The following is a 19,361-nucleotide window of genomic DNA, read 5'->3' on the forward strand; positions in this document are numbered from 1 at the left end:
AAAAGGATTCCGGAGTCGAGAGTATCGCGCCTCGATATTCTCGCGGTGCCGTTTGTCGCAGCGTCCCCGCGGGCTTTTTGACGGCGCGCGCGAAAGCGCTACGTGATGAACAAACCGGGCATCATCGGCACGCTCCAACTCGCCGCGACCCTCGTGTTCGCGCTTCCGGTCGGCCTGCTCGGCGTCCAGTTCCTGCTCGACGGCGATACGCTCCTCGGCGGCGGGTTCGTCGTCGTGGCGGTCATGATGGTCGTGCTGGAGGAGTATCTGACGACACCGACCGACGTTCCGGGCACCGTCGCCCAGAAGACCCTCGGCAAAGTCGCAAAGACGCCCGACGACGAGGAGTGAGACGCCGCGGCGCGCGGCTTCGGGGAGCACTCGGAGCGCGATTTCGCTCACGGCGGTTATTCTGTTGGCTTGCTACCACGTATTATCCGCTGTGTTCACTGTCAACGCCGAGTCGATAGAACGACCGAACACTTCGAGGTTCACCACCATCAGTCCGGTTCCGACCCCATCCCACAGCATATCTTCTGTTCGTCGGAGTGTCTGCGCGAGTATCTCCCCGAATAAAACTGGCAGTCCTTCTCGAAGTTGCCCGAATCCCCCCGTTAGTTCGGACCTCTCTCACTGTGCGGGCGGCTCTTCGACCTCTTCGAGTACGTCCGGGATGCCCTTGTCGTTGCGCTCGTTGTAGAGCAACACGTCGATGGGAAGCGTCGGCGCGCCGCCGACCAGATTCTCCATGACGACCAGTCGCTCGCGGGCGCGGGACATGCCGACGTAGAAGACGCGGCGCTCGTTGTCGGTCAGGGTCGGCACAGGGTCGGTCGTGGAAGTGAACTCCTCGCCGTCAACGGGACCGTCCACGGTTGCGGCCATCTGCTCGACCACCTTCTCGGTCAGGTCCGTGCCGACGAAGACGTGGTCGGCCTCGCGGCCCTTCGCGGAGTGGATAGTGCCGATGCGGACGCGGTCGGCAGGCATGTCCTCGTAGTCGCCGCCGAAGTAGGCCCGCATCGAGTTCTTCTGGAAACTCGTGACCTTCCGGACCATGTCGGCCGCGGAGGCCGGGCCGGGCATGAACGGCGCGAAGTCGGTCACGAACTCGGGTTCGACCTCTATCTCCGCGAGGTCGTCGGTGTCGGCCTCCTCCTTGCGCTCGTCGATGGCGTCGAAGAGGTCGTCGCGCTCGTTGGTGCCGAACGCCGAGTCCTGAAGCATGTCGGCCAGTCGTCGGGCCTGCAGGCCCGTAATCGGCTTCTCGGCGTCGATGTTTTCGACCGCGCCCACGTACTGCTGGAGGCGGTCGGTCCACATCCGCTGGTCGGTCAGGCACTTGAACGGGATGCCCTCGTCGATGAACTCGTCGATGAACCGGAACATCTGGTAGCGCGCCCGGAACAGCAACATGAGGGTGCCGTCGTGTTCCTCGATGGTGTACCGGACGTTCCGGACGAGTTCGAGCATCGAGGGGCTATCGACCTGCTCGACGGTGCCACCCTGCTTGCGCGGCGAGAGGTTCTTCTCTTGGCGCTTGTCGATGTGGTGGACCTCCTGTTGGACGACGCGTAGAATCTCGGAGGGGAGTCGGTGGGAGGTGTCCAAAATCACGTCGTTACCGCCCTCTTCGAGGAGCAGGCCGGGGTCGGCACCCTGCCACGCGTAGACGACCTGATCGTCGTCGCCCGCGATGAGGACCTGCTCCATGTGGGGTTTCCACTCCTCGTACACGTCGTACTGGAGGCTGGTGATGTCCTGAAACTCGTCGATGACCAGATACTCGACGTTCGGGAGGAGCGACCGCTGGCGCACGCGCTGAAGCATGTCTGCGAACCCGACCAGGTCGTTCTCGCCCTTGTGATTTCGCCACCCGCGGATGGCCTCGGGAACGTCGAGTCGGTCGTCGTCGCTGGGCCACGTCGGCGTGTACTTGTTCCCCTCTTGGGCGTTCTCGTCTATCTCTGGCGGCAGGCGGACCTCCTCGTCGTTCCACTGGAAGGGCACGTCGTACCAGTCGGACACGTCGCGGCGGGTCCGCTGAAGCCACTGGCTCGTGGCGATAATCTTGTTGCCGAGCGTGGTCGAGCGCGCGGTTCGACGGCCCGCGCCGCTGTACTCGTCTTCGAACTCGATGCCGAAGTCCTCACAGAACTCCTTTTTGTCGGACTCGCCGACCACGTCGTTTCGGGAGAGGTCCAGCAGTTCGTAGGCTTTCGCGTGCATCGTGCAGACCGACCCCTGAAGCGAACGGGGGTTGAGGTCGCGGCGCTCGGCGAGACGCTCTCGAACCTCGTTGGCGGCCGCGCGCGTGTACGAGACCAGCAGAATATCGTTGACGCCGACGCCGTCTTGGTCGAGGAGCGCTTCGACCCTGTCGAGCAGTTCGGTGGTCTTCCCACTACCCGGCCCACCGAACAGACGGGTCACTCGCTCCTCCGTTTCTTGACTCATTACCACAATCCCATGTCCCCCGTACTCATAAAGGGACGTGAATCGGTTCGGCCGCCGAACCCGCCTCCAGCGTCGCTACTGTTGGGCGTCGTTCGACGGAGGAGAGCGACGAAAACGAGTTAGGAGGTGTTGCGCGGCGACCGTGCCTCGCGCACTTCGCTGCCGTCCCGAATCTTGTCCTCGCACTCGGGGCAGACTCGCGGGTCGTCTACCTCGCGCGGTGTGAACACTCGCGCGTACGCTTCGGTCACGAACGAACCGCAGTTCTGGCACTCAGGCATTTCTCTTCTTCCACTACTGAAATCTTACACTATATTTCTATCGACACCGAACGCGACATCCCGTTGCTCCGACTAAGCGGCTCTTACCGCCAAACGTCGGTTCTCAGCTAGTCGTACAGTAATTTTATACTTCGGTTGTTCCGACTCGTTGGACGCTGGCGACCCTTTGTGCATCGGATTTTCTGGCACCGACAACGGCGCTATCACTCACGACGACGCTATCGCTCGGCGTCTCGCACAATAGGCATTACCCGAGCAGTCTCATTAGGACGCCGACGCCGATGGTAAGCAGGCCCAGAACCGTCGCAATCGGCGGGACGGGCACGAACAGCAGGACGACTCCCGCGAGGACGACGAGCGTCGAAATTCGGACCATGCGCTCGCCACGACTCGGAGTCGGAAAGCGATTGTCACGGTCTTCGCCGGGTCGCGCGCCGAAAAAAGAGTTAGTCGTCGGGAACGACACGCTGCACCGATCAGGGAGACGGCGAGTCTACAGGCGGGGCAGGCCAAGTGCCTCGGGGCTTGACCCCGAGGCGGTTCACGGTCGCCAACCGCACACCGAACACTCGCTCGCGGACGTATCGTGAAGCCCGCTACACTCCGGACACTGTTTCTTGTTATAGTTCTCCTGCCACCCGACTGTCTCCGTTTCGTGGCCACGCTCGGACAGGAATTCGTCGAAAACGTCGTCGTCGCCGGTCGGTGCGGTCGCCATACATGGTATGATAATGCACACCAGTATAAAACCGTGTCGGTGTAACAGTTAGCGTACCAACGTTTCGAAACGGCGTACTTCCCGCGTAGCGAACCCTCTCACGTCGAGTAGGCCGAGCTTAACCGCCAAAACCGGGAGAAACAGCGCGAACTGGGGAGAGTGACGGCGACGACTACTCGAATTTGACGCCCACGTCGTGCATCCCTTCGTTCTCCATTGCGAGGTTGATGAGCAAGGGCGTCAGACTCTCGACCTCGGTCGCGTTGGCGATTCCGCCCGCCTTCAGCGCGCGCAGGCCCTCTATTTGGTCGGCCAGTTGGACGACCGTCTCGATTGCGTCATCGTCGTCGCCAACGACCAGCGTGTCGAGGTCCAGTTCTACGTCGAGGTTAGCGAGGCGGTCCGCCGAGAGATTGTGGAAGGCCCCGACCACGGGGACGCCCTCGGGCGCGGCGTCGGCGACCAGTCGCGTGACGCTCCCGGCCTTCGGGGGCTTGTAGTGAAAGCCCTCGTCGTCGCGGTCCATCCCGACCGCGGGCGAGACCAGTACGTCGGCGTCCTCGATGCGGTCGGCGACCTCCGCCACGAGGTCGCGGGCGTGGAACGCGGGCACCGCCAGCACCACTACGTCCGCGCGGTCGGCCGCCATCTCGTTGGCGAACCCCTTGACCTCGCGTTCGACGCCGACGCTGGCGAGTTCGGTCTCGTACTCTTCGGCCTTCCCGCGGGCCTTCTCGGGGTCGCGCGAGCCGAGTAGAATCTCGTGATTGGTGTCTCGCGCCCACCGGAGCGCGAGGGCCTGTCCGATGTCGCCGGTCCCGCCGAGCAGTGCGATTCGCATACCGTATTGTCGGGTCGGGGACCGATTAAACGTTCCCACTCCGCCCGCTCTCGCCTCCGAGCGTGGCCCGAATCCGGTCGTACCCGGCCCGGTCGGCCGCCCGCCGACCCAGACGGATGCCGACCAGTACCGACCCGGCCCGCCCGACCGTCCCGGCGGCCGAGTCCGGCCCGGCGACGACGCCGACCGCCTCCATCCCGAGGTAGGCGACGACGAACATCGTCAGGAAAAACAGCGTCAGGCGACCCGCGCCGTCGCTCGGGAACCCGGCCACTTCCCCGCCCACGTACCAGTGAGCTATCGGGAGTCCAGCGACCGACGCGCCGACGACGTAGGGGTGTATCCGGGTCGGGTTCGGCGCGAGGAGTGCCCCGAGGAGATACGCGAGGAACCCGCCAACGGCGACCGTCCAGACCCATCGCTCGACGGTTTGGAGGGTCACGAGTCGCTCGCGTCCCCAGTCCTGCGGAGTCGCGCCAGTCCGCCGAAGTACGCCACCCACACGGCGAACGCGACGCCTGCCAGCGTGAGCGCGGTACGACCGCCGGAGGTGGTTTCGAGACCGACGGCGAACGAGACTGCTTGCCACGCGAGACTGAGGGTAACTAAACTGCCGACGAACCGGAGGTAGCGACGCCACCACGGACTGACCGACTGGTCGCCGTACAGCCAGAGCGCCGACACCGCGACGAGGAACGTCGGGACGACGTACAACACCTGCGTGAACGGGTCGGGCGGAGAGAGAAGCGCGCCGGAGATGAACGAGACGACGAGCGCGTCCGCGGCCGTCGCCCCGAGTCGAGACCAATCCATATCCGAACAACCGACGACGCGGAAATAAAGTTCCCGCTACGCCAGCAGGTCCGGCAGGTCGTTCACGGAGTCGATGACCGCGTCCGCGCCCGCTTCCTCGTACTTCCGGCGGCCCGACTCTCCGGTCAGGCCGCCCGTCAGGACTCCGACGCCGACGTACTCGCGGTCGGGGTCGGCCTCGGCGGCGTTTCGCGCGGTCTTCACGTCGTCTAGGGTGTCGCCGACGAAGACGACTGAATCGACATCATCAGAGTGCGTCTGATTGCTCGAAGCGCCGTGCGCTTCGGCGTTGAATCGCTCGGCCAGCGTGACCAGCGCGCGGGGATGAGGCTTGCCCTCCTCCCAGTCGTCCATCGTGAACCGCCGGTCGTCGGGCACGTCGAGACCCGCCCGGCGCTGGGCGATGTCGGCCTCGTCGGCCGGGCGGCCGGTGACGATTCCGAGAGGGTAGTCCGCGAGCGCGTCCAGCGTCTCGGCGTCGAGGATGACCGGTTCGTCGTGGATGAACCCCGGTTCGTCGAGGTCCGGGTCGCTCCCCTCGATGTCGGCGTAGAGGTCCGCGCCGAGGTAGAGTTGCTGGAACACCTCGCGCAGGCGCTCGGGGTCCCAGTCGCCCCGTGCGCGCTCGCGGGCCGCCGCGTCGAGCGCGTCGTCCACGACCGCTTCGGCGGCATCGAGACCGTCGGCGGACTCGGCGTCGTCGCTCTCGGCCCGGCGCTCGGCGATTCGGTCGGTGAAGGCGTCCACCTTGAGGGCGAGTCCTTCCCGGCGCGCGAGGACGAACAGCGCGGCGGCGTCGGTCAGTTCCCAGTCGTTGTTGAACCCGCCAGCGTCCTTGAACGCCTGAATCTCGGCCTTCTCGATGGTGTCGCTGTGAACGCGCTCGATGGACTCCACGATGGCCCGTCGGTAGGAGTCGGCCACGTCCACGACCACGCCGTCGATGTCCAGCACGACCGCGTCTGCTTGCATGCGTTGGGGTAGTGAACCGGCGTTGAAGGGGCTTTCGACGGAGATTGACGGGAACGCGCCTCGGCCGCGCTCAGTCGGATTCGCGCGCGCCCTTCCACTGGGCGACGTGCGTGAGCGTCACCAACCCGAGACTGCCCGCGATATTTTCGGCCGTGACGACGAGCGTCGTCGCAGCCAGCGTCCCGAGACCGATGTTCGCGCCCAAGAAGACGCCGAACGCGACGATGCCGAAGACGACGGTGACCCCGCGATAAAACTGGTCGAGACGAGTTCGAGCGTCGATTGGTCGAGTCGGCGCTCGCCCTCTGCGACCGCTCGCTCGAAGATTTCCTCGGGGTCGGGCGCGACGGTCACAGAAAATGGTCGGTCGGTGCGACGTTAAACCTCGTGGCAGTAGAACCTCTCGAGGGGAGACCCACCGTATCGCTGGTCAGACGCTCTCGTCGTCACTATGTCGTGACGCACGCCGTCAGTTGCTCCTCGACGACCCATCCGCTCGGGGAGGCGTCGTTCCAGATGACGTAGGCCCACACCGTCCCGTCGAGGGTCTGGCAGACCTTATCGACGCGGCCCTTCTCGTAGTTCTGGACTTTCCCCACGAGGTCCTCCTCCGTGCCGCCGCACTCGCTGAACACGAGTGCCGCGCCGTTGCTCCCGTCGGCGTAGACACATTGGCCGCTGGAGACGCCGTCGGTCGTCACGGCGCTCGCCGACCCCGCGAGCGAAGCGACGCCGAGCGCGCCGCCGATACTTCGAAGGACGGTACGTCGAGTCTCTGCTCCGCTATCGTTGAACATTGCGTCCGAAGCATTATTATTTTCAAAACTTATTCTTTTGCATTTAATCCCGCGCCACGAAGATGGTCTCGCCGGGCACCGTCTCGCGCTCGACTGGGACCGCGGGCGGGTCGCCGCCCAACGTCGTGAACAGGAACGCGGCGTCGTGGCGGCGGGCCGCGTCGAGGACCGGCCGGTGCAACTCGGGCGGGAGATTCAGCGCGTAGACGGCGTCGGCGTCGCGGTAGAGCGCGGGGTCGGGGTCGAGAACGTCGTCCTCCGCGAACGCGACGTTCGCGGGAACCTCGCGGGGATAGATGTCGGTCGCGGTCACGGTTTTTCCGGCGTCGGCGAGCGCGGCGGCCACGTCGGTCCGCTCGCCGATACCAACCTCTACGAGGCGTTCGAAGTCGGACAATCGGGCGACGATAGCACGACGGGTTCGGGGGCGCACGGCGGGAAGTTTATGGGTCGGTCCCGCATAGTGTTTGCCATGCTCGTTGACGTTGTTCCGGTCGGGAACCTCTCCGCGAAAGTCAAGCGGCAGGCTTCGACCGCCCTGCGTTCCGTCTACGACTGCGACGTTACTATCCACGACTCTCAGCCCATTCCGACCGGGTCACACGACGAGAAGCGCGACCAGTACCGCGCCGAGGAGTTCATCGAACTCGCTGGACGAATCGGGTCGGGGGAGAAGAACATCGCCATCACGCCCAAGGACCTCTTTTACCGCCGCCGAAACTACGTCTTCGGTCTCGCCTACCTCGACGGCAACGGGAGTGTCATCTCGACGTATCGGCTTCAGACTTCCAGCGACGGCGGGTTCTCCAACCGGAGCGCGGGCGAAATCTTCTCCGACCGGGTGCGCAAAGAGGTCGTCCACGAAATCGGCCACACGCTCGGTCTCGAACACTGCGACAACAAGCGGTGCGTGATGAACTTCTCGCCGACCGTCCGCGAGGTGGACGTGAAAGAGGAGAACCTCTGTGGGTCGTGCCAGCGGGAAGTGCTGTAGGCTGACGACACTCCGTTCTGCGACCGCGACTACTGCTGATTTCTCCGAAAAAAGACCTATCGAGCGTTCTCCGCGAAAAATTACCCGCGTCTCGGAATCGGAAGCCCTCGCCACCTGACGCCTTCGATTAGCGCCCCCAGCAACGAGACGACTGCGACCGCGAGCCACGGGACCTGATTGCCAACCCACGCGGGCAGGACGTACTTCGAGATGGCGACGGCGAAGCCGAAGTATCGATGGAGGAGCGAGTCCTGCCCGCCGTCGGGGATGTTCGCCTCGGTCGCGGTCGGGCGGTCGCTACTTCCCTCGGCGTGAGCACCGTCGCTCCACTCGGCCGGGAGTCGGTCAGCCTCGTAGGGGAGCGCACCGGTCTCGACTGCCCAGACGATTTCGCCGTCGTCGCTCACCTCAACGACGCGGTCGTTGTACGAGTCGGCGACGAGCGTGTGGCCGTTCGGTTGCCGGTCGGCGTCTCGGGGCCACTTGAGCGTGGCACCGCCGCCGAACTCCCAGACCACGTCGCCCGACGCGTTCAGTTCGACGACGCGGTCGTGTTCGCTGTCGGCGACGATTAGGTGGTCGTCGGCGATGCGGTCGGGGTTGTGCTGTTCGTACAGCATGTCGCTGTTCCCATCGAACTGGTTCGGTCCGACGACCGGTTCGACGCTGACGCCCCGGTCGATCGGCCCGGACCCGTTCTCGACGTGGAGTTCGACCACGGTGTCGAAGTTCCGGAGGCTGACTTGGAAGACGCCCGGCCGGAGGCGGTCCACGTCGTTCATGTGGGTCCAGTCGCTTTCGGGACCCATTCGGTCGGGCCGGTCGTAGGTGTCGGTGGCGTTCCACTGCCACTGAATCTCCTTGTCGCGGTTCACCGCGAACACGCGGTCGTTGCCCATATCGACCATCACCCAGCGGTCCTCGCCCGCGACGGTGTAGTGGTCCGAGTCGTGGAGTTCGTGTTCGTGAAGTTCGGCGTCGAACCACGCGTACTCCCAGACGACCTCGTTGTTCGTCTGGTTGAGGATGGCGAGACTGTTCCGAACGCAGTTCGAGAACCCGTCGTTTCGGTACTGCTCGGGGCAGTTCGCGTCCGAAATCTCGGTCGCTGAGGACACCTGCACGCGGTCGGGACCCAGCGCCTCCACGTCGAACACGTCGTGGGGGTCGTCGTACTCCCAGACGATGTCGCCTTGGGGGTTGAGTTCGACCGCTTTGCCCTCGTGTTTGTACCCCTGTAGCGCGACGAGGGTGTTGTTCTCGGGCGATTCCTCGTTGACGGTCACGCGCGGTTGGTCGGGGGCGGCGAGAACGCCGACCGTCGTGACTGCGAGGCTGAGAACCGCGAGACACGCGAACAGTTTCGCACGGCGCTCGGAGCCAGTTCCGAGCCAGTCGGGAAGACGTGTCACTGACGGGGGCTATGTGTGCGTTGACGAAAACCGTTCGGTTCTGCGCTCGGGACGGGACAAAGAATCTTCAGCGGAGAGCAGCGGGCCGAATCCCGTCAGGGCGCGTAGTAGTATTCGCCTTCCTTCTTTTGCTCGCGGTCGAGTTGGCTCCCCGGCTTGTTGATGCGGGGTCGGCCGACGTTCTCGTCGCGCCGGAAGGTGATGTCGAGGTTGGCGAGGAAGTCGTTCATCCCGTCGCGCATCCCCTTGGGTTCGCTGGCGCGACCCTGAACCGCGGGTTCGCCGTCGAACACCATCAGGCGGTCGGCCAGCAGGTCGATCATGTAGATGTCGTGGTCGATGACCATGACCGTCGCGTCCTGCTGTTCGGCGAACCGGCGGATGGCGTTGGTCGCGCGGACGCGCTGTTCCACGTCGAGGTACGCCGACGGTTCGTCCAGCAGGTAGAGGTCCGCCGACTCCGAGAGGCAGGCCGCGATGGCGACTCGCTGGCGCTCGCCGCCCGAGAGGTCGGTGAGTTGTTGCTCCATGATGCGGTCGAGTTGGAGCGGTTGGCCGATTTCGGTGTTCCAGTACGACGACCCCACGCGGTCGGTAATCGACCGCAGGAACGTGTCGGTCCGCATCGGCTGGTCGATTTCGATGTACTGGGGCTTGTAGGCGATGTCCAGATCGAAGTCGGCCTCGCCCTCGTCGGGTTCGAGGCGGCCCGCCAGCAGTTGGGCGAACGTCGATTTCCCGATGCCGTTCGGGCCGACGATGCCCAGCACTTCGTTCTCCCGAATCGTGCCGCCCTCCACGTCGAGAGCGAACTCGCCCTCGCCGTAGGACTTCGAGATATCGGGATACTCGACCAGCGTGTCGGCCCGCGTCACCTGCCGCGGCGCGTGTTCCTCGAACTCGATGGCGTTGGGCCGGATGCGCATGTTCTCGTTCTGGAGATACCCTTTCAGGTACTCGTTGATGCCGTTCCGGACCGACTTGGGCGAGGTGATGACACCGTACGCGCCGGGTTCACCGTACGCGACGTGGAGGTTGTCCGCCACGAGGTCCAGAATTGCGAGGTCGTGTTCGACCACCAGCATCGACTTGCCGTGTTCCTCGGCCATCTCCTGAATCAGGCGCGCGGCCTTCACGCGCTGGCTGATGTCGAGATACGGCGTAATCTCGTCGATGAAGTAGAAGTCAACGTCGCGGGCGAGACACGCCACCAGCGCGACTCGCTGGAGTTCGCCGCCCGAGAGGCTGTCGATGTCTTGGTCGAGGACGTGTTCGATGTCGAGTCGTTCGAGTAGGTCGTCCAAGACGCCCCGCTCGTCGGTCTTCTCCAGTAGTTCCGAGGTCGGACCGCTGAATCGGTCCGGAATCTTATCGACATACTGGGGCTTGCGCGCGACGCTGACCTCGCCGTCGCGCACGTCCGCGAGGTAGTCCTGCAACTCCGTCCCGCGATAGGCGTCCAGCACCGCGTCCCATCCCGGCGGGTCGGCGTGCTGGCCGAGGTTCGGCGCGAGTTCGCCCGCCAGAATCTTGACCGCGGTGGTCTTCCCGATGCCGTTCGGCCCGAGGATTCCTGTGACCTGCCCCTCAAGCGGAACCGGCAGACCGTACAGCGAGAAGGCGTTCTCGCCGTAGCGGTGGACTGGTTCGTCCTCCAGCTCTTGGGGGAGATTGATTATCTCGATGGCGTCGAACGGACACTTCTCGACGCAGATGCCGCAGGTCTCGCCGAGGCAAATCTCCTCGCTGATGTGTACTTGGTCTGGGTCGCCCTCGTCGGCGTCGTCGCCCCGGAGCGTGATACACTCCTTGCCGGTCCGGTTGGGCGGGCAGTAGTTCTTACACTCGTACCCGCACCGGTCCGGTTGACACCGCTCTAAGTCCACGACCGCGATACTGTCGTCCGCCATGATTTAGAAGGTGACTCCGTTCGTCAGCAGAATCGTCCACGTCACGAACCACATCGAGAACGTCATGAACAGCACGTAGAGGTGGTCTTTCGTGGAGAAGTCCTCCACGTCGATGCCCATCACTTGTAGGACCGGCAACTGGACGAAGACGAATCCGGCCACGATGGCCAGCCCTAATTGGTCTTTCGCCGCGGTCCCGAGAAACGCCGCGGAGACTAACGCCGCCGCGACGCCCGCAAGCGTGGCGATTGCCGTCACCGTCACGCCCCGGACGTGGGAAGACCGCCGCTCGGATACCTGTTCGGTCGCCATGAGTGTCCTTCAGGGACCCGAGTTGAAGGCCTTTTTGTTACGCACGGGCGTCGGCGCGGGTCGGTCGTCTCGCTCGGCGCGGACCGACGCCGCGGCCGGAGAGTGCCAGACGTTCTCAATACTTTTATGCTGGTCGCGTGTTTCGATTCGTAACGATGGCAACTCAGTCCGAGTTAGAGGACATTGACGACCTGCCGCCGAGCGCGAAGTTGGTCTTCAAAGTGCTCGAATACAAGGGTGCGCTCACTCAGAAAGAGATAGTCGAGGAATCGATGTTGTCGGCCCGCACGGTCCGATACGCCCTCGAACGACTCGAAGAGCTAGAGGTGGTCCAAGAGGACGTGTACTTCGCCGACGCCCGCCAGAACCTCTACGAAATCGACGTATCGTGTGACACGTCGGCCGACTGCACCGACGCTCAGAACTGCGCCGATTGAGGCGCGTCTCGCCTCGCCGACCGGACTGTTTTCTCGATTACTCCTCTTCGAACCCCGACTGCATCCCCGCGTGGACGTACGCCGCCAAGATGTCGCCGATTCGGGTGTCGGCGGTCCAGAGCGCGGTCTCCTCGAACGGTTCCGGGTCGTCGTCGGTCCGGACCGACAGCAACACCGTCGCGTCGTCTACCAGTAGCGTCCGCCCGGTGAACCCGCCGGTCTGCTCGCGGGTGGCGACCACGACCCGAACCGGCGCGTCGGCGAACCGCTCGGCGACCGCCTCGTCCTCGGTGACGACGACGACCGAAACGCCCGCTATGGCGCGCTCTCGGAGCGACTCCTCGACGGTCTCCGGGAGCAGGCCGTCGCTCCCCGCGACCAGAATCACGCGCTCGATGGAGTTTTCGACGAGGTTCGTGACGCGCTCGTGAATCGCGTGGAGACCGTGGAGCGTCGCCACCTCGCGCTCGTCGCCGCGGTCGGCGTGTTCGTTCCGGACCGCTTCGAGATTTCGGAAGGCCCGTTCGTGCTGGCGCTCGACGGCCTCGCGCAACTGCTCGCGGGCGGCCGCGAGACTCACCGGCCGGTACTCCTTGGGCGAGGACTCGACGACCTCCACGAGTCCACGACTCGCCAAGTCGTCGGCCGCGCCGTACACCTGCGACCGCGGCACGTCCGAGACCCGACTGACCGCTTGGGCGCTCCCGGTGCCGAGTCGCTGGAGCGCGACGAACACCTGCGCCTCGTAATTCGACAGGCCCAGTTCCCGTAAGGCCTCGACCGCCTCGTGTGCGCTCATCAATTTATTGTAGAAATCTACAACCATTTATACTAGGCGGTCGAACGACTCGACAACCAATGGGCTTCGCCGACCGATACGCCGACGCGCTGACGACGTACAGCAAGGTGATTCTCGCGCTCCTGCTCGTCTCGACCGCGGCGGTCGGGTACGGTGCCGCGAACATCGACGCCGGACTGACTATCGCCAGTTTCGGTAGCGACTCGACCGAAGCCCAGAAACTCGACTCCCTCCAGTCGAACTTCACGACCGGCGACGAGAACACCTCGGTCACGCAGGTCGTCGTCCGCGGCGACGACGTGCTGACCAAAGAGTCACTGCTCGAAACGCTCCGCCTCCAACAGCGACTCCGCGAGAACGAGACGGTGAACGCGACGCTCCGCGACGGCGAATCGACTGCGGGTCTCTCGAACCTCGTGGCGACCGCCGCGATTCGACAGGAGCGGTCAACGGGCACCGGAGCGAACGCGAGCGATAGAAACGCCAGCGCAGGCGGGCCGAGTGACTCCGGCGCACCGCCCGCCGGGCAACCGAGCCTCGACGACCAGATAGCCCAACTGGAGTCGATGTCCCAGTCCGAAATCGACGACGTTCTGCTGACTGTCCTCGACCCCGACCGGACCGCGGCCGGTCCGGTTGACCCCTTCACCCTGTTGGCGACCGACTACGAACCGGGGACGACGACGGCCTCGGCCCGCGTGACATTCGTCTTCCAGCAGGCCGACACCTCCGGCGACTCCCTGCCCGAGGACATGGTGGCGGGCCAACTGGCCGCGCAGGCCATCGCCGACCGGACGGTCGAATCCACCGATGTGTTCACTTTCGGCGCGGGCATCGTCGATGAGGAGTCCGGGCAAGCGACCGGAGAGAGCTTCGCGGTCATCACCCCCTTCGCGTTCCTGTTGGTCGTCGGCGTCCTGTTTGTCGCCTACCGCGACCTGCTGGATGTGGCGCTCGGACTCCTCGGAACCCTGCTGGTCCTCGTCTGGATGGGCGGGTTCATGGGATGGGCGGGCATCGGCGTCACCCAGATACTCATCGCGGTGCCGTTCCTGCTCATCGGTCTCTCCATCGACTACGCGCTTCACGTCGTCATGCGCTACCGCGAGGCCCGCGCCGAGAATCCCGACAGCGACCCGCGTGAAGCAATGCGCGCCGGTCTCGCGGGCGTGACGGTCGCCTTGGCGGCGACCACCTTCACCACCGCGGTCGGGTTCACCTCGAACCTCGTCAGCCCTATCGAGACCATCCGCCAGTTCGGTCTCGTGAGTGCGTTCGGCATCGTCTCGGCGTTCGTCGTCTTCGCCGGTCTCCTGCCTGCGCTCAAACTCGAACTCGACGGCCTGCTCGAACAGGTCGGCTTCGACCGCCGGAAGCGCGCGTTCGGAACCGGCGCGAGCGCGGTCAACCGCCTGCTCGGGGTCGGGGCGACTGCGGCCCGCAAACTGCCCGTCGCCGTCGTCCTCGTCGCGCTGGTTGCGAGCGCGGGCGGGGCGTACGCCGCGACGGACATCGACACCTCGATCAATCAGGTCGATTTCCTGCCGCGGGACTCGCCCGACTGGATGGACTCGCTCCCCGAACCGCTCCGGCCCGGCGACTACGACCTCCGGGAGAACGTCGTCTTCCTCAACGACAAGTTCGTCCAGTCGCGCGACCGCTCGCAGGCCCAGATACTCGTTGAGGGACCGATCACGTCGTCCGACACTCTCGACCGACTCGCCACCGCCCGCGAGGAAATAAATGGTTCCTCGACCGCCATCACACTCGCCAGCGGGCGACCGAGCGTTGACGGGCCGCTCTCGACCATCGAGCGCGTTTCGGCCCGCAACGAGACGTTCGCGCGGGTCGTCGCCGAGCGCGACACCGACGGCGACGGCGTGCCCGACCGCGACCTCGGAGCAGTCTACGACGCCCTCTACGCGGCGGCCCCAGACGAGGCGGCGGCGGTCGTCTCCCGCACCGACGACGGCGAGTACCGCGCGCTCCGCCTCGCGGTCGCAATCCGCGGTGGGTCGGACACCGGCGCGGTCACCAGCGAGATGCGAGCGGTCGCCGACGGTATCGAAACCGATGGCGATCTGACCGCGACCGCCACCGGCCAGCCGATTATCAACGAAATCGTCCAGCAGGGTCTGCTCACCACGCTGGTCCAGACGTTCCTCATCACGCTCGGGGTCATCGTGGCGTTCCTGACGGGGATCTTCTACCGGCGCTACGGCACCCTCTCGCTGGGCGCGGTCACGATGGTTCCGGTTGTCTTCGCACTGAGTTGGATTCTGGGCGCGATGTACCTGCTGGAGATTCCGTTCAACACCGAGACGGCCATCATCGCCAGCATCGCCATCGGTATCGGCGTTGACTACGCTATCCACATCAGCGAGCGGTTCGTCGAGGAAGTGTCCGCCAGCGCCGACGCCGCGGCGGCGTTAGAGACCACGCTGGCGGGGACCGGCGGCGCGCTACTGGCCAGCGCGGTCACGACCGCGGGCGGGTTCGGCGTCCTGCTGTTCGCGCTGGTGCCATCGCTCCAGCGGTTCGGACTGGTGACGGGAACGACAATCGTGTTCGCGTTCGTGTCGAGCGTGGTCGTTCTGCCGAGTCTGCTCGTCCTCTGGTGGCGCTATCTCGGCACCGACGCCGCAGTCGGCGGAACGACGGTCGGCGCGACCGGCGATTAACTCGGACGGCGCGGCTGCGGTCCTATTCGCTCACGAGCGAGGTCCGCCCGGTCACCGTCTCGGCCTCCAACTTGTAGAAGCCGAGTTCGGTCGGGTCGCGGTCGTCGGTCCACGGACTGGCCGGAAACCACGCGTTTCCCGCGAACGCCGCGTACGCGTCTTCGACCTCCGCTTCCGGAACGCGCTCGATGGGTCCCCGAACCATGACGCTGGTCCAGTCGGGCGGTCTGACCTCGGGAACGAGTAGCGTGGCGCTCTCGGTGGCGTCGAGATAGGCCATCTTCTCGCCGCGCTCGTCGGTCTGGAGATGGAAGTAGGCGGTCCCCTCGCCGTCGTACCCGAACGACATCGGGAGCGAGTAGGCGTTCCCACCCTCCGCGAGCGTCAGACATCCCCACCCTTTTCGTTCGAGAAAGGCGCTCGCGGCGTCGGAGTTCATTTTCACGTCCGAGCGTTCTCCGCCCGACACGCCTTCGTCGTTCGTCTCAACTACGTCGTCGGTGAACATCGTCCTATCTTTTCCTTGTTCTACCGGATCTATATAACTGGTCCTCCATTCCAAGGAACTGAAAACACAGCGTCCGTACAGTCCTGAGCGACGACTCTTGGCCGCTCCTCGTCGCGGAGAGGGGAACCGTCGCTCAGAGCCGGTCTCGGAGGCGGTCTTCCAACGGGTTGAGGCGTAGTTCCAAACAAGTCGTCAGAAGTTGGGACGGAAACAGCTACGTCGAGCGCGTTCGGGACCGACTCTGAACGGGGACGCGTCGAGAGGGACCGAGACTCCGACTTACGGCCCGGACCGACCTACGCCCCGACGACCGTAATCGCCTGCTCGCGGTCGATTGCTCGCTCCAGTTCCTCCGCAATCGCACTGCCCCGCGAGACCTGAATATCGCCGCCCCGTCCAACCGTCGCCGTGAACAGGTACTCGCTGTCGGCCTGCACCTCGACGGTCTCGCCCGCGTGGCCGTCGGTCGGCAGGACGATGTGCCGGGAGGTGATTTCCGGCGTCACGACTTGGCCGGGCGTGGCTCCTGCTCCGCCTGCGCCGCCCGCACCGCCTGCGCTCGCTCCGGACGCCGATTGGGGTTTCTCGTCGTGGGTCCGCACGTCGATGTCGATGCCGAGGCGGTTCTCGATTTCGTCGATTCGGCCGCCGCCCTTCCCGATGACGTAGGAGATGTCGTCCTCGGTGACGTAGACGGTGGCGCGGTTCTGGCCCTGCACGTCCACGTCCACCGCACCGCGGGCGACCGATTGAATCTCTCGCTCGATTTCCTGTTTCGCCAGTTTCGAGACGCCGCTCTCCTCGCGCTCGCTCTCGTCGAGGGGGACGGTGACGACCTGTCGGTTGAAGGTGTAGATTTCGTACTCGGGGCGGCCGGTCTCGAAGTCCTGAATCATGATGACCGGGCGAGCGAGGTCCTCCTCCATCAGGCCCTCGGGCACCTTCACCTGCGTCGTCACGTCGTAGACCTTCTCGACCTTCCCGGCCTCGATGTAGACAACGGTGTCCACGATTTGGGGAATCATGCCGAGTTCGACCCGGCCGACGAGGCGCTGGAGCGCGTCGATGGCCCGCGTCGCGTGAACGACGCCGATCATGCCGACGCCCGCGAGTCGCATGTCGGCAAACACCTCGAAGTCGTCGGTCTTCCGGACCTCGTCGTAGATGGTGTAGTCGGGCCGGACCATCAACAGCGAGTCGGCGGTCTTCTCCATCTCGCCGCTCAGTTCGGTGTACTGCGTGATTTCCGGGCCGACTTGCAGGTCTCGGGGCTTTTCCATCGTCTTGACCGCGAAGTCGTTGTCCGCGAGGAATTCGCCGACGGCCTGCGCGAAGGTGGACTTCCCGGCACCGGGCGACCCGGAGATGAGAACGCCGCGTTGCTGTTCGAGCAGTCGCTCTTTGAGTTCACCGGCGAACTCGTAGTCCTCCATGTCGGTCTTGACGATGGGCCGAACCGCGGTAATCTCCCACGCGTCGGCGAACGGCGGCTCCGCGACGGCGATTCGGTAGTCGCGGAACTGGACGATGGTCATCCCCTGCTCGGAGAGTTCGATGAACCCCTCGTTGCTCCGCTTGGCGGAGTCGATAATCTCGCTGGCGTACTCCTTGAGTTGTTCCTCGGTCGAAACCTCGTCGCGTATCTGCTCGTAGTGCATGTCGCCGATGTCGCCGCGCTTAGCCATCGGCGCGACTCCCGCCCGGAGGTGGAGGCTCATCGTCTGCTCGTCGAAGAACTCCTCGATGGCGAGGCGACCGATGTCGCCGTCGTCGGTCTTGGGCGCGATGTACTCCACGTCCAATCCTTTCGCCTTCGCTACCTCGGCCTGCACGCTGTCGCTGGTGACGAACGCGGCGTCGTGGTCGGCGGCCAGTTCCCGGATGTAGGCGTCGATTTCGCCTTCGTGGGCACGGCCCGCGGCCTCGGGGTCCGGACGCTCGCCGACGTATTCGAGGTCGATGTCGCCCTCGTCGGCGAGGTCAGCGAGTCGCTGGAGTTCCGAGAGACCGTTCCAACCGCTCTCTTGGCCGCGGTTGGCCTGCGCTTCGAGTTCGGCGACGACTGCCTCCGGAATCAGGACGGTCGCGCCAGCGAACTCGCCCTCGACGCGCTCGGAAATCCGGCCGTCGATGACGACGCTGGTGTCCGGTAGAACGTTCATGTCCCTCTTTTCGGGCGGCGCGTTCATACCCTTTACGAGCGAGCGACTCTGGGGAGGCCCCGTCTCGTCCGAGTCGAGGACCGCCGCGACGAACCCACGACCCGGCGTTCCGCCACCCCCGGCTTCAAGCGACTCGCGGCCCACGGGTCAGCCATGACCGAACTACTCGAACTCACCCGCGAACTCGTCTCCATCCCGTCCCACGAGGACGAGACCGAGGCGGGCGACTACATCGAGAACTGGCTCCGCGAGGAGACCGACGGCGACGTGACCCGCGACGAGACCGGGAACGTCATCGCCCGCCGCGGTCCCGACGAGGGCGAATCGCTCGCGCTCGTCGGCCACCACGACGTGGTGCCACCGGCCGACTCCCAGACCGACGCCGACGGAGGATACGTCGTCGAGGAGCGCGACGGCCGCCTCTACGGCAGGGGCACCGCCGATATGAAGGGCGCGGTGGCGGCCGCGATGCTGGCGTTCCGCGACGCCGACCTCTCAGGCGAGACCGCTCCGGAACTCGTCTTCGCCAGTTTCGTCGGCGAGGAGCAAGGCGGCGTCGGCGCTCGCGCCGCCATCGAACGAGGGTTCGCGCCCGACTACGCCGTCGTCGGCGAAGGCTCGACGGGCTACTCCGCGCCGGGCGTGACCGACGTGGCAGTCGCGCACAAGGGCCGCCGGGGGAGTACCGTCACTGCCCGCGGCACGGCGGCCCACGCCAGCAACCCCGAATCCGGCGAGAACGCGGTCTACCGGGCCTGCGATGCGGTGGACGTGATTCGGGACCTCGACTTCCCCGCGGTCGAGGTGTTTGGCGAGGAGGTCCGGGGAAGCGTCGCCGTCACGGAAATCGAGGGCGGGAGCGCGTGGAACGTGATTCCCGAAACGTGTGAGGTGACGGTGGACGAGCGCACGGTTCCCGGCGAGCGCGCGCCGCTTGAGCGCGTCGAGAGCGAGGGCGTCGAGTGGACTGTTGACCAAGACCTCCCGGCGATGCGCTGTGACGACGAAGCGTTCGCCCAGACCGTGCTGGCGGCCGCGAGCGAGGAACAGGAGGGACGAGCGGGCAACCCCGAACTCGTCTCGAAACCCCATGCGACCGACGCGGGATGGTTGGCCGAGACCGGAACGACCTGCGTGGTCTGTGGTGCGGCCGAACCCGGCGAGGCCCACACCGACGCTGAGAGTGCAAGCATCGCGGTGCTAGAACGTTGTGAGGGGATTTACCGCGGCGTGGCCGAGCGGTTCTGAGTCGCCCGCGGTCGGGTCG

22 protein-coding genes and 1 pseudogene are annotated in these 19,361 nt (G+C 65.2%); 5 read left to right on the forward strand and 18 right to left on the reverse strand.

Going from position 1 to position 19,361, the window contains the following annotated elements; translation table 11 throughout:
- Window positions 1-105 precede the first annotated feature (105 nt).
- The gene (locus EP007_RS09370; protein WP_128477404.1) at window positions 106-351 is read left to right on the forward strand and encodes a DUF7533 family protein; all 246 of its coding nucleotides are present in this window, start codon (window positions 106-108) and stop codon (window positions 349-351) included.
- 279 nt (window positions 352-630) lie between these two features.
- Here the strand turns inward: EP007_RS09370 and EP007_RS09375 are convergent, their stop codons facing one another.
- The 12 genes and pseudogenes from EP007_RS09375 to EP007_RS09415 all read right to left on the reverse strand — a co-directional run bounded on the left by EP007_RS09375 (window position 631) and on the right by EP007_RS09415 (window position 7,276).
- The gene (locus tag EP007_RS09375) at window positions 631-2,457 is read right to left on the reverse strand and encodes a UvrD-helicase domain-containing protein (protein WP_128477405.1); all 1,827 of its coding nucleotides are present in this window, start codon (window positions 2,455-2,457) and stop codon (window positions 631-633) included.
- Between the two features lie 119 nt (window positions 2,458-2,576).
- Window positions 2,577-2,738, reverse strand: coding sequence for a DUF7563 family protein (locus tag EP007_RS17440; protein ID WP_166035516.1), 162 nt, complete (start codon window positions 2,736-2,738; stop codon window positions 2,577-2,579).
- A 247-nt stretch (window positions 2,739-2,985) separates the two neighbouring features.
- The gene (locus EP007_RS09380; RefSeq protein WP_128477406.1) at window positions 2,986-3,114 is read right to left on the reverse strand and encodes a transporter; all 129 of its coding nucleotides are present in this window, start codon (window positions 3,112-3,114) and stop codon (window positions 2,986-2,988) included.
- Window positions 3,115-3,279: 165 nt separating this feature from the next.
- Window positions 3,280-3,456 (reverse strand): HVO_0416 family zinc finger protein, encoded by a 177-nt coding sequence (locus EP007_RS17445; RefSeq protein WP_166035518.1) that lies wholly within the window; start codon window positions 3,454-3,456, stop codon window positions 3,280-3,282.
- A gap of 172 nt (window positions 3,457-3,628) precedes the next feature.
- Window positions 3,629-4,297, reverse strand: coding sequence for an NADPH-dependent F420 reductase (gene npdG, locus EP007_RS09385; RefSeq protein WP_128477407.1), 669 nt, complete (start codon window positions 4,295-4,297; stop codon window positions 3,629-3,631).
- Window positions 4,298-4,322: 25 nt separating this feature from the next.
- Window positions 4,323-4,739: a hypothetical protein gene (locus EP007_RS09390; RefSeq protein WP_128477408.1), complete on the reverse strand. Its 417-nt coding sequence runs from the start codon at window positions 4,737-4,739 to the stop codon at window positions 4,323-4,325.
- Window positions 4,736-5,110, reverse strand: a complete 375-nt coding sequence (locus EP007_RS09395) for a DUF7534 family protein (RefSeq protein WP_128477409.1) — start codon at window positions 5,108-5,110, stop codon at window positions 4,736-4,738. Before EP007_RS09395 ends, EP007_RS09390 begins: the two co-directional genes overlap by 4 nt.
- A 36-nt stretch (window positions 5,111-5,146) precedes the next feature.
- On the reverse strand, window positions 5,147-6,082 hold the full coding sequence (locus tag EP007_RS09400; RefSeq protein ID WP_128477410.1) for a TIGR01548 family HAD-type hydrolase: 936 nt from the start codon (window positions 6,080-6,082) through the stop codon (window positions 5,147-5,149).
- A 70-nt stretch (window positions 6,083-6,152) separates the two neighbouring features.
- A complete protein-coding gene (locus tag EP007_RS18190; protein WP_281062922.1) occupies window positions 6,153-6,287 on the reverse strand; it encodes a hypothetical protein in 135 nt (44 codons plus the stop codon).
- A gap of 3 nt (window positions 6,288-6,290) precedes the next feature.
- A pseudogene (locus EP007_RS18255) lies at window positions 6,291-6,436 on the reverse strand (formate/nitrite transporter family protein); the annotation flags it as partial.
- 95 nt (window positions 6,437-6,531) lie between these two features.
- Window positions 6,532-6,879 (reverse strand): hypothetical protein, encoded by a 348-nt coding sequence (locus EP007_RS09410; RefSeq protein ID WP_128477411.1) that lies wholly within the window; start codon window positions 6,877-6,879, stop codon window positions 6,532-6,534.
- A 43-nt stretch (window positions 6,880-6,922) separates the two neighbouring features.
- The gene (locus EP007_RS09415) at window positions 6,923-7,276 is read right to left on the reverse strand and encodes a UPF0146 family protein (RefSeq protein ID WP_243700357.1); all 354 of its coding nucleotides are present in this window, start codon (window positions 7,274-7,276) and stop codon (window positions 6,923-6,925) included.
- 75 nt (window positions 7,277-7,351) lie between these two features.
- On the opposite strand from EP007_RS09415, the gene EP007_RS09420 reads away from it, so the two are divergent.
- Window positions 7,352-7,873: an archaemetzincin family Zn-dependent metalloprotease gene (locus EP007_RS09420; protein ID WP_128477412.1), complete on the forward strand. Its 522-nt coding sequence runs from the start codon at window positions 7,352-7,354 to the stop codon at window positions 7,871-7,873.
- Window positions 7,874-7,953: 80 nt separating this feature from the next.
- Here the strand turns inward: EP007_RS09420 and EP007_RS09425 are convergent, their stop codons facing one another.
- The 3 genes from EP007_RS09425 to EP007_RS09435 form a co-directional block, all read right to left on the reverse strand.
- Window positions 7,954-9,285 (reverse strand): hypothetical protein, encoded by a 1,332-nt coding sequence (locus EP007_RS09425; RefSeq protein WP_128477413.1) that lies wholly within the window; start codon window positions 9,283-9,285, stop codon window positions 7,954-7,956.
- A 95-nt stretch (window positions 9,286-9,380) separates the two neighbouring features.
- On the reverse strand, window positions 9,381-11,195 hold the full coding sequence (locus EP007_RS09430) for a ribosome biogenesis/translation initiation ATPase RLI (RefSeq protein ID WP_128477414.1): 1,815 nt from the start codon (window positions 11,193-11,195) through the stop codon (window positions 9,381-9,383).
- Between the two features lie 3 nt (window positions 11,196-11,198).
- The gene (locus EP007_RS09435) at window positions 11,199-11,507 is read right to left on the reverse strand and encodes an EMC6-like membrane protein (RefSeq protein WP_128477415.1); all 309 of its coding nucleotides are present in this window, start codon (window positions 11,505-11,507) and stop codon (window positions 11,199-11,201) included.
- A 155-nt stretch (window positions 11,508-11,662) separates the two neighbouring features.
- On the opposite strand from EP007_RS09435, the gene EP007_RS09440 reads away from it, so the two are divergent.
- Window positions 11,663-11,944 carry a helix-turn-helix transcriptional regulator gene (locus EP007_RS09440; protein ID WP_128477416.1) on the forward strand — a complete coding sequence of 94 codons (282 nt, stop codon included), beginning with the start codon at window positions 11,663-11,665 and terminating at the stop codon, window positions 11,942-11,944.
- Between the two features lie 37 nt (window positions 11,945-11,981).
- On the opposite strand, the gene EP007_RS09445 is transcribed toward EP007_RS09440, so the two are convergent.
- A complete protein-coding gene (locus tag EP007_RS09445; protein WP_128477417.1) occupies window positions 11,982-12,743 on the reverse strand; it encodes a TrmB family transcriptional regulator in 762 nt (253 codons plus the stop codon).
- A gap of 59 nt (window positions 12,744-12,802) precedes the next feature.
- On the opposite strand from EP007_RS09445, the gene EP007_RS09450 reads away from it, so the two are divergent.
- A complete protein-coding gene (locus tag EP007_RS09450) occupies window positions 12,803-15,424 on the forward strand; it encodes an efflux RND transporter permease subunit (protein ID WP_128477418.1) in 2,622 nt (873 codons plus the stop codon).
- A gap of 22 nt (window positions 15,425-15,446) precedes the next feature.
- Here the strand turns inward: EP007_RS09450 and EP007_RS09455 are convergent, their stop codons facing one another.
- Both EP007_RS09455 and EP007_RS09460 read right to left on the reverse strand, forming a co-directional pair.
- Window positions 15,447-15,932 carry a pyridoxamine 5'-phosphate oxidase family protein gene (locus tag EP007_RS09455; RefSeq protein ID WP_128477419.1) on the reverse strand — a complete coding sequence of 162 codons (486 nt, stop codon included), beginning with the start codon at window positions 15,930-15,932 and terminating at the stop codon, window positions 15,447-15,449.
- Between the two features lie 296 nt (window positions 15,933-16,228).
- Window positions 16,229-18,094 carry a PINc/VapC family ATPase gene (locus EP007_RS09460; protein WP_128477420.1) on the reverse strand — a complete coding sequence of 622 codons (1,866 nt, stop codon included), beginning with the start codon at window positions 18,092-18,094 and terminating at the stop codon, window positions 16,229-16,231.
- 153 nt (window positions 18,095-18,247) lie between these two features.
- Here EP007_RS09460 and EP007_RS09465 point away from each other — a divergent pair, with 153 nt between their 5' ends.
- A complete protein-coding gene (locus EP007_RS09465) occupies window positions 18,248-19,342 on the forward strand; it encodes a M20 family metallopeptidase (RefSeq protein WP_128477421.1) in 1,095 nt (364 codons plus the stop codon).
- Window positions 19,343-19,361 lie beyond the last annotated feature (19 nt).

Origin of the sequence: Halorussus pelagicus (genome assembly GCF_004087835.1) — an archaeon.
Lineage (GTDB): Archaea > Halobacteriota > Halobacteria > Halobacteriales > Haladaptataceae > Halorussus > Halorussus pelagicus.